This window comes from Bradyrhizobium centrosematis, assembly GCF_045571495.1.
Taxonomy (GTDB): Bacteria; Pseudomonadota; Alphaproteobacteria; order Rhizobiales; family Xanthobacteraceae; genus Bradyrhizobium; species Bradyrhizobium centrosematis.
The window spans coordinates 6,098,906-6,114,195 of the sequence record NZ_CP120703.1; the positions used below are offsets into that span (position 1 = coordinate 6,098,906).

Sequence of the window (15,290 nt, forward strand, 5' to 3'; positions counted from 1 at the left end):
CGATGATTGACATGGTACACAGAATGAAACGAACCAGCGCCTGCATCCGCGAGCTCGTGTTGTCGGCCATCGCGGCCATAACCATAGGCTCACTCGTTCCTAGTCATCCGGCGCTCGCCTGGGGTCAGGAGGGGCATTCGATCATCGCCGAGTTGGCGGAGCGTCGCCTGGACAGCGACACCTTACGAAAGGTGAAAATCCTTCTGGGCGGCGTGTCGATGGCCTCTATTGCAAGCTGGGCGGACGATTATCGCGCCGATCATAAAGAGACATCGGGCTGGCATTTCGTTGATATTCCCTATGATCAAACCGCTTACGATCCCGTGCGCGACTGTGACCCCAAGAAGGGTGATTGCATTGTTCACGCCATCGCGCGGTTCCGGGCAGATGTAGCGGATTGCTCGAAATCCCTCAGCGAACGCAGCGAGGCGCTGAAATTCCTCATTCATTTTGTTGGTGACGTGCATCAGCCCCTGCATGTCGAGACCCGCTTTGCGGCCGACGGCACCGATGATCAAGGCGGCAACAAGGTGATCGTCACCTTCTTTGATCAGCCCAACATGAAGCTTCATGCGCTGTGGGACACCGGACTGATCATGCACACCGTCTACAACTGGGGAGCTTATGTGACGCGCCTGCAGACCGGCTGGCTGAACGGGCGCGATCTGAGTTCGCTTGATGGCGGAACACCGATCGACTGGGCTGTCGAGGCGCATAAATATGTCCCACTCGCGTACGACGTACCAGCCAATGGAGCATTGGGCCAAGCCTACTACGACAAGGCGGTGCCGGTCATCGACCGTCAGCTCTCATTAGCTGCTGTGAGGCTGGCGCGCCTTCTGAGAGAGATCCTGCGTAACGCCGACGCTTGTTCTTAAAGGAGGCATCCGATGAACGCGACGCACAAAGCCGTTGCCGCCCTCATTCTTAGCCCGCTTGGGGCGCTATTCATCCAGGACGCGCGTGCCAACAAAGTCACCGAATGCACGCAAAACGCCTTTTGTTATTGCACGGCGAGCGAGCTCAGGGGGGCCATACAACAGAATATATTCGACGCTCGCGCGACAATTGCCGCGCAGAAATCGATGGGAAAGGCGATCGGCTATCTCAGCATCCCGATCTCCACCGTGGGCGGAAGCTATTTCGGGGAGAACGTTAAGATCGCGGCCGAGATCAAGGAGCGCGTCGAAGAGCGGCTGGGCGTGCACGCTGCCTGGCTACTGAACACGGCTTCCAAGGAGTTCTCCCTGCCATCGACCGCAACCGGCGCGGACTACATGCTGATGTGGACCACCATTCTCGAAGGCCTGGATGGCCTCGGCGAATTCGACTTTATCTACTTTGCGGGTCCGTCCGAGTTCGCGCGCCATTTCAGCTTAACGGGGCAAGCCGATCTAGAGAAACTGGAAGCCTATTACGACGCGACTAGCAAGACAGATCCAGAGCTCAAAAAGATCGATCGCCGGGCGTTTCGTGACTATTACGGGCTCAGGGCGTCGGTCACGTTCAGCCTTGGTTCCCATGACGAATGGAGCATTGTGAAGACCATCAACCAGAAGCGTATCGCCGACACAAAATATGGCATTCCCAAACAGATCGGCATCTTCTTTGACGCCGGTCCAGTTGCGCCCGGGGCCGCGGAAGGCGCGATAGCGGCCGGCTACGCCGGCCCGTGCAAAGACTAACGCATGCCGACGTCCGATCGCATGCGCGCCCGGTTATTTTTCCGGAACATCGGAAACACAATCATGCATGCTTTCGAATGTCAGGCGCCTTCATCTTACAAATGCTCGCTGCGAGCGTCTTGGCAAATGGATCAATACCAAACCGATCTTCCGACGGTTTGTTGATTGGTTTGTCGTTGTGAGATTGTTCGCTTTCTGACACAGGCAGCTGATGCCCTTTAATTGGGACGAATCTTTCTCGATCAGATTCGCCTATCCGACGTCTGCATTATATCAAATGACGATTTGCTGCGGGAAAGACTGGTTGCGGGGGTTGGATTTGCACCAACGACCCTCAGGCTATGAGCCTGACGAAGAAAGCGGCTCGCAGAATTGATCGACCATGATCCGATCAGTGTCATCTCCAAGACAGCGCGTCCCCTCTGCTGATCTGATCGAACTTTTCCTGAACTTCCTGGTTGGGTACGATGCAGAGCGTTCGATAAACGTCAAAATGCTTGCCAAGTTGACCGTGGCTTATCAGGCGCCATTTCGCCGGATGGGAATCACCGCCCCAGAGATGGTTCCAGATACGTGCGCTTTTCCTTCGCCGGCTGGATCACGACTGACGATTTTTTCGACCGCATCGGACAAATAGTCGGGATGGTGATGGCCGTAAGTGTTCAGCAGCACCTCGAGCGACATTCCGAGATAGCCCGCTGCCTGCCACGGATCCGCGCCTCGCTGCATAAGCCAAGTCGCTGCGGTATGTCGCAACGTGTGAGGAGATATCCCCGGGCCGAGTCCTGCGAGCTTGACGGCACTCTTGAATGCTGTCTTGACTGAGGTCACAGCCTTGCCATTGTACTCGACAAAATGCATCGCCTCTGGATTGGCTCGGTGCCAGCGCCGCAGGTGGGTGAGCAACCGCAACGGGATGGGTACGGTCGGTTGCCGTTTGTTGGTTTTTTCGCTTCCCTGCTTCAGGCGGTAGTAGCGGCCGCGTTCTAAGTCGACATAGGAGCGACCTATCGCCGGAATGGGAGACGCAGCTGCAAGCGCTCCCGCACGGGTACCCGTGTAGATGCCCAACAAAATGAACCGAGCAAGATGGCGAAGGGGACGCTTGCTGGTGGCGACCTTCACGTCGTCTATTGCACGGCGCGAGCCCTTTTGCATTTCGCGATAGCGCCAGCAGACCCAGACCAGTTTGGCGGCCTCGCTGCGCGTCAGCCACCTGTCTCGCGGTTGCCCCTTATTCGGCAGGGACACCTTTACGATTTCCCGATGATATCCTTCGACTGCATGGTGACCAATGGCAGCGCGGAGGTCCTCGAGATCTCGGCGCGCGCCTCCCCTTTTGCCGCGCTTTTTGGCGTAAGAACGACATGCCTCCGCATTTACCTCGCCCAGCATTTTTGCTCCCCACCATTCGTTCAATCGTTCGATCCGCCTCTTGAACTTGCGGATCTCGGGGATGATATCTTCGCTCTCGCTGTCAACGGTGAAACGGCCGCGAAGCTTGTCCAACTGCGCGTCCATATAAATCGAAAGGACATCCGCGACAGCAATATCGTCTATGTGTTGAATTCGCCGCTGCGGGATGTGTTTAGAGCCTATATAATCTCTTAACTTTCCCTCCGCGGCCGCAATCTCATCTGCAGCGCAGCCTGTGCTAACATCCCGGCCGTTGTCTCTGATGATCCAGGTTGCCTGGTGAGTGATCTGTCCGCTCTTATTTCGGCGGGCTGCCTTGAGCTGAAGTCGAGCTCCCTTGCTTCTTCGCGGCATAGCTCTCTCATCCGTTGGATATGAGCAAGCGTTGTAAATTCCTTACCGGCAATCTTCTCGATGACCAATCGATGACGATCGCGCTCACGACGCAAACCCGCGACAGTCATTCCACCTAAAGGAAACGCGATCTTCACGGCATCAGCAAGGCGAAGCGGCGTATCCGGCGTAATTTCAGGGTGCGCGCGATTTGACATCGACGCTTGTCAGCTGTTGTGGGCGCATATACGAACAGTCCCGCTATCATCGCAAAAGCCAATCTCAGCATAAAGGCGGCGTGCTCATTAATCGCACAATTGAGTGCGTCCTCGACCAATGGAGTAGGAGAGCGTAGACGCGGCATTTCCCCGATCTCCGCGCTTCCAACGATAAGGGCGGCCAACATGAATGTCGTGCTCTCGAAAAGCGGGCCTGACACCCTCTGTCCCTCCCGGGTGCGGCCCGGTTCAGGAAGGGCCGACAGGGCTGCCACAATGCCGAATACGCCAGCGAGTATATCGAAGACTTGGCACCAGCCCTGAGCATAGAGACTGGCCGTGTTTGCGGATGGAGTGTGGTTGTGATGCTGATCAGCCCCCCGTGAAAAGCATCTCCCCGGATCGACGAGAACGGTCTAAGGTCGCGTCCCGATTTGCCGAATCCGCATTAGCGTGTTCAAAGTCTTATTTTGAAGGCGAGCGCGGTCCGGCAGGTGCCGCTGAGATGGCGGGCTTTGATGCCGCCGCATTTGGTTGGGAGAGAGTGAGTTTCCAGGTCTCGATACTCAAAATTCTCGCCGGCCAACCGGACGGCCGTGCGAGCCTCGCTGTCCTGAAGCACTATTTGGCGGTGCTCTACTCCAGCGGTCCGGAGTGGACGGATCGTATGAAACGATTGGCCACGCGAGCGCCGGATCTCAACATTTTCGGACAAGGGTTAATCACGCGAGAACCCGGATACTGGATCATCACGGAAGACGGGCGAACCTTCCTTGCTTTGTTGGAACAGATGGGCGTGCCTGCCTCCGAGGTGCGACCGCTCGAAGGCGACGGCACGGAAAAACCTCTTCCCACCAAGCCTTCGGTACTTGCTTCGGGCCGACACGGCCACAGCGTTGGTCGCAGGCATCGCCGCAATAAGCGCGAAAGGACGCGCGATGGTCGCTCCACCTAGTCAATCGAGAAGGCCTACGCCGGCGGAGACGGCGATGCTTATCGTGCCTCGGCGACATCGCAAACCGCCCACCCGCAAGGCGCCCTTGACGCCTTGGCAAACCATGCTTACTCACGATTGCTTGAAACGGAGATTTTGTAGTGCCAACCGGGATCGTGAAATGGTTCAACGCGACAAAGGGCTATGGCTTTATCAAGCCTGATGATGACGAGGCCGACGTATTCGTGCACATCAGGGCAGTCGAGAAGGCGGGCTACACCGCCCTCGTTGAGGGAGCCGGGGTCGGCTTCGAACGCAAGACCGGCGCCTCCGGCAAAGTGTTCGCAGAAAACCTGCGTCTAGGATGACTTACCTAGCGGGAGGGACAAGGCTCGGTGATGACAAGCCATCGATATGCCCCGGCCGCGCGGTCTCGTTGAGTAGCTCATCGCGGATCCGGCCGTTGAAGCTCTCGACGAAGCCATTCTGCATGGGCTTTCCCGGTGCGATGAAGTGCCAATCGATGGCTGCGTCCTTGCACCAAGCCAGCATGGCGTTGCAGGTGAACTCGGTGCCATGGTCGGACACGATCATTCCTGGCTTGCGGCGTCGCTCGACGATTGCCGTGAGTTCGCGGGCCACGCGCCGCCCCGAGATCGACGTGTCCGGAATGGCGCCCAGGCATTCCTTGGTGACGTCGTCGACGATGTTGAGGATCCGGAAGCGTCGGCCATTGGCGAACTGGTCGTGGACGAAGTCCAGCGACCAGCGGGCATTGGGCCTGGCCTCGACCAGGATCGGGGCCCGGGTCCCGACGGCCTTGCGGCGAGCCCGCCGCTTGCGGACGGTGAGCCCTTCCTCGCGATAAAGCTGGTAGATCCGGTTGATCCCCGTCCTCCCGCCGCAGCAGGACGAACAGGCGGCGATAGCCGAAACGCCGCCGCTCGTTGGCGAGATCGCGCAATCGGCCACGCAGAACTGCGTCCGGTGGGCGGCTGGAGCGATAGCGGATCATCTTCCGATCCGCACCCACGATCGAGCAGGCCCGCCGTTCCGACAGGCTCATGACGGCCTGCAGATGCGCGACAGCAGCGCGCTTGGCGGCGGGCCCTACCATTTTTTTTGAAAGGAGCTCGCGAAGTGCGGCTGCATCGAGCATCTGCTCGGCCAGAAGCTTCTTCAGCTTCCCGTTCTCCTCCTCCAGGGCCCTCAACCGCTTCGCCTCGGAAACGTCCATGCCGCCGAATTTGGCCTTCCAATTGTAGATCGTCGCCTCGGAGATCCCGTGCTTGCGAGCCAGATCGGCCGTCTTCGCCCCGGCCTCATGCTCCTTCAGCACCGCAATAATCTGCTCTTCCGTGAACCGTGCTCGCTTCATCTGTCCGTCCTTCTTCGGGCCGGACTCTAGCTCCTTCTGGAGGAAATACTCAGTGGCAGGTCATGGCGGCGAAGGACAATCCTTGGCAACTGTCGCCGGCTTACGACCTGAACCAGTCCCCGGCTATCGCCCAGCAGCGCCGCGATCTTGCGCTCGCGGTCGGCGATCAAGGCCGATTCGCCAACGCGAACAACTCCTGTCGCAGCAGGCGCGCTTTCTGTTAGATGCGGAAGACGCCAAGGCCCTTGTCTCCACCATGACAGACCAAGTATAGGTCGGTATCCTGGTATGACGTCGCGCGTGGACAAGGTGTCACTGAGAAGGACGCCGAGGCCATCAAGGGGGCCTTCGCGTATCCTGGACTTCCGACGTAAGCCGCGTCGAATTAAAAACTCCAAGGCAGAGGCCTTCGATTTTTATCGCGGGCTATTTCAGGCGGTTGTGCTTAAACCGAAAATTTGTTCGAAAATCTCCTCGATGCGCGGGTTTGCTTGTGTGCCAGCGGCTTGGTCGAAGAGGGGACGCAGGGTTGATGACCGTACCCGCGCGCGTGCGCAGTCATCAACGCGAATAGAACCAATTCGCAATTTATGGGAGCGGCGTGAACTTCAGCTGGCTGAGCGGCACGACCTTGTCGGCGCGCGTCATCTTGAACTCGGTGCTCGGGCCCAGCCACTTGTCCCAGAGTTGGTTGATCTCCCCGGCCTGGTCCATCGCGAGTAAAGTCTCGTTGATCTTCGCGAGCAGCGCCGGCTCGTCCTTCTTCATTCCAACGCCGATCGGCTGGAGTACCATGGGCTCCTCGATCATCTTCAGCGGCTGCCCGGCCTCCCTGGACTGGTTCACGAGCTTGGTGATGGTCATGGTATTGGCGACCATTCCGACTGCCTTGTTCTGCTGAACCGCCATGAAGGCTGAACCGGTATCGACGAAGGTCAGCGGGTCGGATTCATTCATCTTGATCGCTAGCTCCGACGTCGATCCTTTGGTCGACGCCAGCCGCTTACCCTTGAAGTCGGCCTTGGCAGTCCCCGGGTCACTCGCCTTCACTGCGAGCATTTCCTTGGCGACGTAATACGGATCGGAAAACTGGATCTGCTCGGCGCGTCCAAGCGTGTAGGCAAGGTTCGCAATCGTGATGTCGACGTGGCCGAGCTTGACCTCGGGCACGCGCGCCTCGACCGAGAGCGGTGTGACCTTTGCGGTAACGTCCCATCGTTGCGCGATCGCTTTGCAGAGATCGACGTCGAAGCCGACCATCTCCCGCGTCTTGGCATCAGGTGCCGCAAACGGCGGGACGTCCGCGAAAGTTCCGCAGCGCAGCTCCTTGCGCTGGGTGATATCCGAGAGCTGGTCGGCGCTTGCTGCCGACGCAATCCCGGCAAGGCCTGCGATCGCGGCCACGAAGCCAATTGAGCGGTTCTTGAAAGGCATCTGTATTCTCCTCCAGGTCGGTCGTATCAAGTCCGTACGATCACCGTGTGTGCAGGTCCGACAGGAAGCGCTTGGCACGCGGGTGTTGTGGTGAGCGGAAGAAGTCGCCTGGCGCTGCCGTCTCGAGCACCTTTCCGGCCTCCATAAACCAGACGCGATCGGCGACATCGCGCGCGAAATTCATCTCGTGGGTCACGCACATCATAGTCATTCCGTCGCGCGCGAGCGTGCGCATCACCGAAAGGACCTCGCCCACCATCTCCGGATCGAGCGCGCTGGTCGGTTCGTCGAACAGCATCGCCGGCGGCTCCATGGCGAGCGCACGCGCGATCGCCACGCGCTGCTGCTGTCCGCCGGAGAGCTGGGCCGGATAGTTCTGCGCCTTGGCGGAGAGCCCGACGCGGTCCAGCAGCCGAAGTGCGGCTTCGCGCGCATCACTGCGCTTGACGCCGTTCACCTTCATCGGCGACAGCATGACATTGTCGAGCGCACTTAGATGCGGAAACAGGTTGAAGCTCTGGAACACGAAGCCGATACGGCTGCGCAGGTGGTTCAGCGCCGAGCTGCCCAGTTTGGCGTGGACGTCCTGACCCTGGAACAATACGGAGCCCGACTGGATCTGTTCGAGCCGGTTGACGGTGCGGATCAGCGTCGACTTGCCCGAACCGGACGGCCCGCACACCACCACCACCTCGCCCTTCTTGACCTCGGCATTGATGTCGGTCAGCGCGGCCAGCGTACCGAAGAATTTGTGGACGGCGACGAACTGGATCATCGGAGCCGCTTCGCCGGCTGGGATTGCGTTCGACATGGTCATGTCCCTGATGCGCTTGCGGGAGTGGCAGGCAGTGCAGAAGCAGCGGCCGTCCGGCTGAAGGTCCGGCGCGCGGCAATCCGCCGCTCGACCACGCCGATGACCAGCGTCAGGCTCCAGCAGACGACGTAGTAGCTGATGGCCAGAATGAAGTAGACTTCGAACGGCTTGGTCAGCAGCCGGTTGTTGATCTGGCCGGCCGCGAAAGTGAGCTCGGGGACGTTGATGATGTAGCCGAGTGTGGTCTCCTTGATCGTCGAGACGAACTGGCTCAGGATGCTCGGGATCATGTTGAACAGCGCCTGCGGCAGGATCACGTAACGCATCGCACCGAGATGACTGTGTCCGAGCGCGCGGGCGGCATCGGTCTGGCCCTTGGGCAGCGCCTGGATGCCGGCGCGCACGATCTCGCTCAGGAACGCGGCCTCATAGCCGACCAGCGTGACCAACATGGTCGTGAACGCCGGTACGGTTTGGCCGATCAGGACCGGCAGCACGAAGTAGACCCACAGGATGATCAGCAGCAGCGGCACTCCGCGGGTGACGTAGACGATGGCCATCACCGGCCAGCGCAACGCGCGCCATGGCGACAGCGCGGCCAGCGCCATCAGGACGCTCAGCGGAAATGCCAAGGCGATGCCAAGGACGGAGAGGATGATCGTGGCCGAAATGCCGCCGAGCGGACCGTTCGGGTACTGGCCGGCCAGCAGTAACAGCCAGTTGTCCCTGACGATCTCGAACATGCTCTGCAGCATCGCCATGGTCAGGCCGCTCCAACCATACGGCTGCGCTGCTCCAGGATGTGACCGAGCCACATCAGCAGCAGCGAGCAGACGAGATAGACGAGCGTCGCGATCAGGTAGGTTTCGAACGGACGGAAGCTCTGGTTCTCGACCTCCTTCACGGCGTGGGTCAATTCGGCGACGCCGATCGCCATCGCCAGACTGGAATTCTTGAACAGCGAGACCGTGTGGTTCACCAGCGCCGGCATCGCGTTGCGAATGGCCTGCGGCAGCAGGATGTAGGCCATCGCGCCAAGGTAGCTGTGCCCGAGCGCCCGGGCAGCCTCCCATTGACCGGCCGGCACCGCCCGCAGTCCGGAGCGCTGGTCTTCGCTGAAATACGCCGCCTGGCACAACCCCAGGGCAATGATGGCGAACACCGCTTCGCCGTTGTGATCGCTGAGCCACATCTGCATCGAATCCGGCAGCAGGCTCGAAATGCCGAAATACCACAGCATGAGCTGCACCAGCGTCGGCACATTGCGATGGTAGGAAACGTAGATCGCGACAAGGCCGTCGGCGATCCGGCTTGGCAGCATCCGGACCGCAAGAAGGGCCATTCCAAGACTCATCGCCAGCAGCCACGAGCCGATGAAGATGATGAAGGTCATCTTCACCCCATGGACCAGCATCCGGCTGAACTCCGGATTGAGCAGGACGGCCATGAGGTCGAAGCCCTTCATCGCGCGCCCTCCATCTAGATCGGGAGAACGGTTTTTGGGGAGCCCTCGGGGCGAGTGGTCGACAAGCCACCCGGCACTTGCAAGGTCGGTGTGATCTCTATGTAGCCGACATTCACCGCCACTGGCGCGGCGATCGCAAACGCGATCGCGTCGGCAATATCCTTTGCCTCGGGCAGTTCAAAGCCTTCTATGAAGTTCGCGCGCGTTTCGGCGCTGTCGCCGTGGACGTGGGCGAAGATATCGGTCGCAACCCGGCCCGGGCAGATTTCGGTGACGCGCACGCGCTTGCCGAAGCAATCGACCCTGAGCTGGCTGGTCAGCATGCCGACGGCCGCCTTGGTCGCGTGATAGGTCGAATTGCCCGCAAAATTGTAGGCGCCGGCAATCGAGGTGATGTTCACCACATGGCCGCGATCGCGCTGGGCCATGCCCGGCACGAGCAGTCGGCAGAGGTGGAGGATCGCGCGCAGGTTGACGTCGACCAGGAGATCGATATCTTCCGCATCCGCGTGGAGAAACTTCTTCGGCCGGTCGACGCCCGCGCTGTTGACGAGCACGTCGACCTCGATGGCCTGAACAAGCTTGGTGATCGCGGCGATATCCCTGGCGTCGATCGCGTGCGGGATGCAGCCGGTGCGATCGGCCAGGGCTTTCAGCGCGTCCGCGCTGCGCGCCAGCGCATGAACCTTCAGGCCCTCACGCGCCAGACGCTCGACCACCGCCAGGCCAATGCCCGACGAGGCGCCGGTGACGAGAGCAGTCCTGTAATCGGAGAATGGCATCTGGCTCCTCACGTTCTCAACAGGCTAAACGATCGCGCAACATCCCCGCCAAGACGGATTAACTGTGGCGGGAAAAGGTCCCCTTATGATCGTCCGGCCGCCCCGCCAGAGCCCGCCATCAGCCGGGAAACCGGCACGATCTTCCCGCCTGCGGCCTCGATCGAGACCCGAATTCCTCGGGCCAGCTCGACGGCGCCCTGGGTATCCCCGTGCAGCAGGATCGATTTGGCCGGCATGGCGAGCGCCTTTCCGCTCGCGGCAACAACTACGCCGTCACGCAGCAGACGCTCGACCCGCTCGGCGACCACCCCGGCGTCATGAATGACCGCACCGGGCTTCGCCCGCGACACCAGCAGACCCTCGTCGTCGTACGCCCGATCCGCCAGGAAGCTAGTGGCGACCCTGATACCGCACTGCGCCGCCGCACCCTCGATGGCGCGGCTGCTCGAAGAAACAATGAGAAGATTGGGATCGAACGCGGCGACCGCGCGAACCAATGGCAGGGCAAGATCGGCATCGGCCGCAGCCATGTTGCCCAGCGCGCCGTGAAAGCTCATATGCGTGACGCGATGCCCGACGGATCGGGCGATGCCGTCGAGCGCACCGAGCTGGTAAGTGACCATGGCAGCGAGTTCGGCGATATCGATCTGCATCACGCGCCGGCCAAATCCCTGACGGTCCGGAAACCCGACATGCGCCCCCAGGTCGACGCCGCACGCCCTGGCGCGCTCCGCCGTGCGCTGCATGATCAGCGGATCGCCGGCATGGAAGCCGCAGGCGACGTTGGCCGACGACACGAGGTCGAGCAGCGCCTCGTCATTGCCCATCGGCCACGGACCAAAACCTTCGCCCATATCGGCGTTGAGATCGATCTTCATGATGTCTGACCTTCAATCGGCTGTAGTACGAACAGCGGCGCGCCGTAGCCAACGATCGTGCCGTGTGCGGCCAGTACATCGGTCACCACGCCTGCCCGGGGCGCCGGCACCGCCATCAGCAAAGGCCCGACTTGCAGGAAGCCGAGAGGCTCGCCAGCCCGGACATTGGCGACGACCGCCGCGATTGCCCGATCGTGAAGCGGATGACGATCGAGAAAGATGCCCGGCGATGGCGCGCCGACGGTTATCGTCGGCGCGTCGACCGACAGCGTCTCCTCGCCGTCGACGACGCGCACCGATGCGCCATCGTTGACCAGGCGCAAATGGGCGCCCGGCCCCCGGAGTTCGAGCAGCGCCAGATCGGCGCCCTTGAGCCAGGCGCCCAACTGATCGACGTGATCGAGAGGATTGCTCATCGGCCTCCCCCCTCGCCGCAGTGAAGCTCGACGAGCCGACGGGCGTTAGCGAGCCAGTGGCGGACATCCGCCGAAGCGCCCAGCGCTTCGTCCCAGCTACAGCGGATGAAGCGAACGCTGCTCCCGATCGGAGCCTGGCCGAGACGCCAGAGGTCCGCCTCGATCACAGTTCCAATCTTGGGATAGCCGCCGGAAGGCTGCGCGTCGCGCATCTGGATGATCGGCTGGCCGCCATGGGGCACCTGAATGACGCCGGGCACGATGCCGTGCGAGCGCAATTCCAGCCGGCGAAGCGGGTTGAGCACCTCACCGGCGAGCCGGTAGCCGTAGCGGTCGCTCTGGGCGGTGATTTTCCAGGCCGTCGACCACAGTGCCTCCCGCGACGAATCAGTGAAGCAGTCGTACTCGGCGGCCGGCAACACGCGAACGGCCGGCACGCCGTCGGCCTGAAGCGGGAGCGACAGCCCGGGCGGCACCAGACCGAAGCCGGGCACGGCCCGGCCATTCGGACGGCCGGCTCGCAGTTCGTCGCCATCGCGGAGCGCTCGTCCCTCATGGCCGCCAAACGAGCCTCTCAATTGCGTGCTGCGAGAACCGAGCACGACCGGCACGTCAATGCCATCGGCGATACACAGATAGGCGCGGGTCGCGCGCCGAGTCGCAGGCTTGGGAAGTGAAAGCGACAATACCTGCCCCGCTTCGGCGCGATACGCCCACCAAGGCAACAATGCCGTCTCATCGAGCCGCGCCGCGCAGTCGGCGCCGGTGACGGCAAAAACCGTCGCGCGCTCGAACCGGACCTTGAAGGGAAACACCGGGATCTCGACGGCTGCAGCGTTCTCCTCGTTGCGCAGCAGGATGTTGCCGCCAGCCAGCGCCAGCGGATCCATGGCGCCCGACGTTCCGACGCCGAGATTGAGCCCGCCGGTGCGGCCGAGATCCTGGACCGTCGCAAGCGCGCCTGCTGACAAGACCTTGATCATCGCAGCACCCGAACGACCTTGAAGCGAATGCTATCGCCCGGCTGAAGCAGCGCCGGCGGGCTGCGATTCACATCGAAGAATGCGACCTCGGTGCTGCCGATCGTATTCCATCCGCTGGGTCCGTCGGAGGCAGACACGCCGGTCTGGCTGCCGCCGATCGATACAGCCCCACGTGGAATCTTCAGCACCGGCACCTTGCGGCGCGGCGTCGCGATGCGCGCATCCATGCCGCCGAGATTGCAGTAGCCGGGGTGACTTCCGAGCGCGAACACGGTGTAGGTCGGCGCGCTGTGGCGTTCCACGATCTCATCGACGTGCATGCCGGTGTGTTCGACAACATCTGCCATGTGCGGCCCGGCTTCGCCGCCATACACGACGGGCAGATCGATGCAGCGCCCGGCGATCGGAAGCGGCTCGACGACGTTCCAGCGCTCGATGAGCCTTTGCTCGATCTCCTCCGGCCGTCGCGGCGGCTCGGCAAAGGCCAGCATGAGGTTATTCATGCCCGGCACAGCCTCGCGCACACCGGCAAATCCGGCAGCGTCGCGCGCCAGGGCCCAGATCCGCCGCTGCGTTTCCAGCGTGGTCTCGCCAGGCGCCTCGAACAGCAGCGCCGTCGTCCCAAGCAGGCTTATACGCGGCCGATCCGTCGTCATCGGTGCTCACCCCCGCGGAGCTTCGTCTCCAGATGGTGGATGCTGACACCGCCATGGACAAAATCGGGATCGGCGACCAGGCGCCGATGCAGCGGCAGATTGGTCGCAATCCCCTCGATCCTGGCTTCGTCGAGCGCCACGCGCAATCGCGCCAACGCCTCATCGCGCGTCGCGCCGTGGACGATGAGCTTGCCGAGCAACGAATCGTAGTACGACGACACGCGATAACCGGCACTCGCGTGACTGTCGATGCGCACGCCGGGGCCACCCGGCATCTGCCAGGTATTGATCACTCCCGGCGAAGGCACGAAGCTGTCCGGGTCTTCGGCATTGATCCGGCACTCGAAGGCATGACCGTGACAGGCGATGTCGGCCTGCCTGAGCGGCAGCCTTTCACACTGCGCCACACGGATCTGAGCCTCGACAAGATCTATGCCGGTGGTCATCTCGGTGACAGGATGTTCGACCTGGAGGCGCGTATTCATCTCGATGAAGTAGAACGCCTCATCTTCGACCAGAAATTCGAAAGTGCCGACGCCGCGATAGCCGATCTGCCGGCAAGCCTCCGCGCAGCGCTCGCCGATCTCGCGGACCAGCGCATCCCGAATGAGCGGAGCTGGCGCTTCCTCGATCACCTTCTGATGTCGCCGCTGGAGCGAGCAATCACGACTGCCAAGCCAGACCGCGTCACCATGCGTATCGGCGATCACCTGGATCTCGACGTGGCGCGGGCGACCCAGGAATTTCTCGACATAGATTTCGCTGTTGCCGAACGTCCGTCGCGCTTCGTCCCGCGTTAGCAGCAGCGCGTCGCGCAGGCCGTCCTCGCTCTCCACCATCCGCATGCCCCGACCGCCGCCGCCGCCCGCAGCCTTCAGGATCACGGGATAGCCGATCTCGCGCGCTACCGCGCGCAAGGCATCAAGATCCTCACTCAGCGCCGCATCGGGGCCGGGAACACACGGAACGCCCGCGGCTCTCATGGCCCGCTTGGCCGCGATCTTGTCCCCCATCACACGCATGCTCGCAGCCGTCGGACCGATGAAGGTCAGGCCCGCAGCCTCGACCTGCTCCGCAAAACCGGCATTTTCGGACAGGAATCCGTAACCGGGATGGATCGCCTTGGCTCCGCTGATCTCGGCTGCGAACAGGATAGCCCTCTGGTTCAAGTAGCTCTGCCCTGCCGCAGCAGGCCCGATACACAAAGCCCGGTCGGCTTGATGCACATACAGCGCGTCTCGATCGGCCTGGGAATGGACCACGATCGTTCGCAATCCGAGACGCCGACACGTCCGCTGGATGCGCAGCGCGATTTCTCCCCGGTTGGCTATGAGCACCGATTCAAACATCTGATGACGCGAACCGTATCAGCTCTTGGCCGGCCTCGACTTCCTGACCAGAGGCAACGAGGATCTCCGACACTGTGCCATCCCCTTCGGCGCGCACCCCGTGAAACATCTTCATCGCCTCGATGACACAGAGGGTCGTTCCCGACGTCACAACCTGTCCGATCGAAACGAAGGCGGCCGCATCCGGCGCCGGTTGCAGATGCACAATCCCGAACAAAGGCGCTGCGACCCTCGCCTCTCGCTTCGGCGGGACACCGGTTTCGCCGCGAATTGGCCGCTCTATGGCTGGGGGAGATGGGCCCATCTTGACCGATCCCCCTGCCATATCACCAGGGTGTGCCCGCCGGACGAGTCTGAGCGACCAGCCGCCTTCTCTGAACTCCATCTCGTCCAGATCAGACGCAGCCATCGCGTCGATTAAGGTCTTAATCCGGTCCAAATCCATGTCCGCCACCCATACGGGATCGTGGCGCAGCATGCTGCGCCGACCTCGACGCTAGCGCCCTTGATTCCTGCCGACCAAGACGAATTGGCTTTGCCCCTATAAGG

16 protein-coding genes and 1 pseudogene are annotated in these 15,290 nt (G+C 61.7%); 4 read left to right on the top strand and 13 right to left on the bottom strand.

What is annotated here, in order from left to right; all coding sequences use genetic code 11:
* Positions 1-23: 23 nt before the first annotated feature.
* Both P6U31_RS29070 and P6U31_RS29075 read left to right on the top strand, forming a co-directional pair.
* Positions 24-878 carry a S1/P1 nuclease gene (locus P6U31_RS29070; protein WP_407185169.1) on the top strand — a complete coding sequence of 285 codons (855 nt, stop codon included), beginning with the start codon at positions 24-26 and terminating at the stop codon, positions 876-878.
* A 12-nt stretch (positions 879-890) separates the two neighbouring features.
* Entirely contained in the window at positions 891-1,685 is a 795-nt protein-coding gene (locus tag P6U31_RS29075; RefSeq protein WP_407185170.1) for a hypothetical protein, read from the top strand.
* A gap of 519 nt (positions 1,686-2,204) precedes the next feature.
* Here P6U31_RS29075 and P6U31_RS29080 read toward each other — a convergent pair.
* On the bottom strand, positions 2,205-3,455 hold the full coding sequence (locus P6U31_RS29080; RefSeq protein WP_407185171.1) for a tyrosine-type recombinase/integrase: 1,251 nt from the start codon (positions 3,453-3,455) through the stop codon (positions 2,205-2,207).
* Between the two features lie 579 nt (positions 3,456-4,034).
* Between P6U31_RS29080 and P6U31_RS29085 the strand changes: the two genes are divergently transcribed.
* The gene (locus P6U31_RS29085; RefSeq protein WP_407185172.1) at positions 4,035-4,607 is read left to right on the top strand and encodes a hypothetical protein; all 573 of its coding nucleotides are present in this window, start codon (positions 4,035-4,037) and stop codon (positions 4,605-4,607) included.
* Positions 4,608-4,747: 140 nt separating this feature from the next.
* On the top strand, positions 4,748-4,954 hold the full coding sequence (locus tag P6U31_RS29090) for a cold-shock protein (protein ID WP_407185173.1): 207 nt from the start codon (positions 4,748-4,750) through the stop codon (positions 4,952-4,954).
* 61 nt (positions 4,955-5,015) lie between these two features.
* On the opposite strand, the pseudogene P6U31_RS29095 reads toward P6U31_RS29090, so the two are convergent.
* The 12 genes and pseudogenes from P6U31_RS29095 to P6U31_RS29150 all read right to left on the bottom strand — a co-directional run.
* Positions 5,016-5,964, bottom strand: a pseudogene (locus P6U31_RS29095) (IS3 family transposase); the annotation flags it as partial.
* Between the two features lie 588 nt (positions 5,965-6,552).
* The gene (locus P6U31_RS29100; RefSeq protein ID WP_407185174.1) at positions 6,553-7,398 is read right to left on the bottom strand and encodes an ABC transporter substrate-binding protein; all 846 of its coding nucleotides are present in this window, start codon (positions 7,396-7,398) and stop codon (positions 6,553-6,555) included.
* 40 nt (positions 7,399-7,438) lie between these two features.
* A complete protein-coding gene (locus P6U31_RS29105) occupies positions 7,439-8,215 on the bottom strand; it encodes an amino acid ABC transporter ATP-binding protein (protein ID WP_407185175.1) in 777 nt (258 codons plus the stop codon).
* Positions 8,212-8,967: an amino acid ABC transporter permease gene (locus P6U31_RS29110; RefSeq protein WP_407189969.1), complete on the bottom strand. Its 756-nt coding sequence runs from the start codon at positions 8,965-8,967 to the stop codon at positions 8,212-8,214. The genes P6U31_RS29105 and P6U31_RS29110 overlap by 4 nt, the downstream gene beginning before the upstream one ends.
* Positions 8,968-8,975: 8 nt before the next feature.
* The gene (locus P6U31_RS29115) at positions 8,976-9,677 is read right to left on the bottom strand and encodes an amino acid ABC transporter permease (protein ID WP_407185176.1); all 702 of its coding nucleotides are present in this window, start codon (positions 9,675-9,677) and stop codon (positions 8,976-8,978) included.
* A 14-nt stretch (positions 9,678-9,691) separates the two neighbouring features.
* Complete coding sequence (locus tag P6U31_RS29120; protein WP_407185177.1) at positions 9,692-10,459, bottom strand: SDR family oxidoreductase; 768 nt, start codon at positions 10,457-10,459, stop codon at positions 9,692-9,694.
* 83 nt (positions 10,460-10,542) lie between these two features.
* The gene (locus P6U31_RS29125; RefSeq protein WP_407185178.1) at positions 10,543-11,337 is read right to left on the bottom strand and encodes a LamB/YcsF family protein; all 795 of its coding nucleotides are present in this window, start codon (positions 11,335-11,337) and stop codon (positions 10,543-10,545) included.
* Positions 11,334-11,753, bottom strand: coding sequence for a biotin/lipoyl-containing protein (locus P6U31_RS29130; protein ID WP_407185179.1), 420 nt, complete (start codon positions 11,751-11,753; stop codon positions 11,334-11,336). Before P6U31_RS29130 ends, P6U31_RS29125 begins: the two co-directional genes overlap by 4 nt.
* Complete coding sequence (locus tag P6U31_RS29135; protein WP_407185180.1) at positions 11,750-12,736, bottom strand: biotin-dependent carboxyltransferase family protein; 987 nt, start codon at positions 12,734-12,736, stop codon at positions 11,750-11,752. The genes P6U31_RS29130 and P6U31_RS29135 overlap by 4 nt, the downstream gene beginning before the upstream one ends.
* Entirely contained in the window at positions 12,733-13,392 is a 660-nt protein-coding gene (gene pxpB / locus P6U31_RS29140; protein ID WP_407185181.1) for a 5-oxoprolinase subunit PxpB, read from the bottom strand. Before pxpB ends, P6U31_RS29135 begins: the two co-directional genes overlap by 4 nt.
* Positions 13,389-14,741, bottom strand: coding sequence for an acetyl-CoA carboxylase biotin carboxylase subunit (accC, locus tag P6U31_RS29145; RefSeq protein WP_407185182.1), 1,353 nt, complete (start codon positions 14,739-14,741; stop codon positions 13,389-13,391). Before accC ends, pxpB begins: the two co-directional genes overlap by 4 nt.
* Complete coding sequence (locus tag P6U31_RS29150; protein WP_407185183.1) at positions 14,734-15,219, bottom strand: acetyl-CoA carboxylase biotin carboxyl carrier protein; 486 nt, start codon at positions 15,217-15,219, stop codon at positions 14,734-14,736. The genes accC and P6U31_RS29150 overlap by 8 nt, the downstream gene beginning before the upstream one ends.
* Between the last annotated feature and the right edge of the window lie 71 nt (positions 15,220-15,290).

Excerpts from the sequence above, each read along its gene's own strand:
- P6U31_RS29070 (WP_407185169.1), top strand. The coding sequence starts at position 24 with ATGAAACGAACCAGCGCCTGCATCCGCGAGCTCGTGTTGTCGGCCATC.
- P6U31_RS29135 (WP_407185180.1), bottom strand. The coding sequence starts at position 12,736 with ATGATCAAGGTCTTGTCAGCAGGCGCGCTTGCGACGGTCCAGGATCTC.
- P6U31_RS29125 (WP_407185178.1), bottom strand. The coding sequence starts at position 11,337 with ATGAAGATCGATCTCAACGCCGATATGGGCGAAGGTTTTGGTCCGTGG.
- pxpB (WP_407185181.1), bottom strand. The coding sequence starts at position 13,392 with ATGACGACGGATCGGCCGCGTATAAGCCTGCTTGGGACGACGGCGCTG.
- P6U31_RS29075 (WP_407185170.1), top strand. The coding sequence starts at position 891 with ATGAACGCGACGCACAAAGCCGTTGCCGCCCTCATTCTTAGCCCGCTT.
- P6U31_RS29080 (WP_407185171.1), bottom strand. The coding sequence starts at position 3,455 with ATGCCGCGAAGAAGCAAGGGAGCTCGACTTCAGCTCAAGGCAGCCCGC.
- P6U31_RS29105 (WP_407185175.1), bottom strand. The coding sequence starts at position 8,215 with ATGACCATGTCGAACGCAATCCCAGCCGGCGAAGCGGCTCCGATGATC.
- P6U31_RS29115 (WP_407185176.1), bottom strand. The coding sequence starts at position 9,677 with ATGAAGGGCTTCGACCTCATGGCCGTCCTGCTCAATCCGGAGTTCAGC.
- P6U31_RS29150 (WP_407185183.1), bottom strand. The coding sequence starts at position 15,219 with ATGCTGCGCCACGATCCCGTATGGGTGGCGGACATGGATTTGGACCGG.
- P6U31_RS29110 (WP_407189969.1), bottom strand. The coding sequence starts at position 8,967 with ATGCTGCAGAGCATGTTCGAGATCGTCAGGGACAACTGGCTGTTACTG.
- P6U31_RS29100 (WP_407185174.1), bottom strand. The coding sequence starts at position 7,398 with ATGCCTTTCAAGAACCGCTCAATTGGCTTCGTGGCCGCGATCGCAGGC.
- accC (WP_407185182.1), bottom strand. The coding sequence starts at position 14,741 with ATGTTTGAATCGGTGCTCATAGCCAACCGGGGAGAAATCGCGCTGCGC.
- P6U31_RS29120 (WP_407185177.1), bottom strand. The coding sequence starts at position 10,459 with ATGCCATTCTCCGATTACAGGACTGCTCTCGTCACCGGCGCCTCGTCG.
- P6U31_RS29130 (WP_407185179.1), bottom strand. The coding sequence starts at position 11,753 with ATGAGCAATCCTCTCGATCACGTCGATCAGTTGGGCGCCTGGCTCAAG.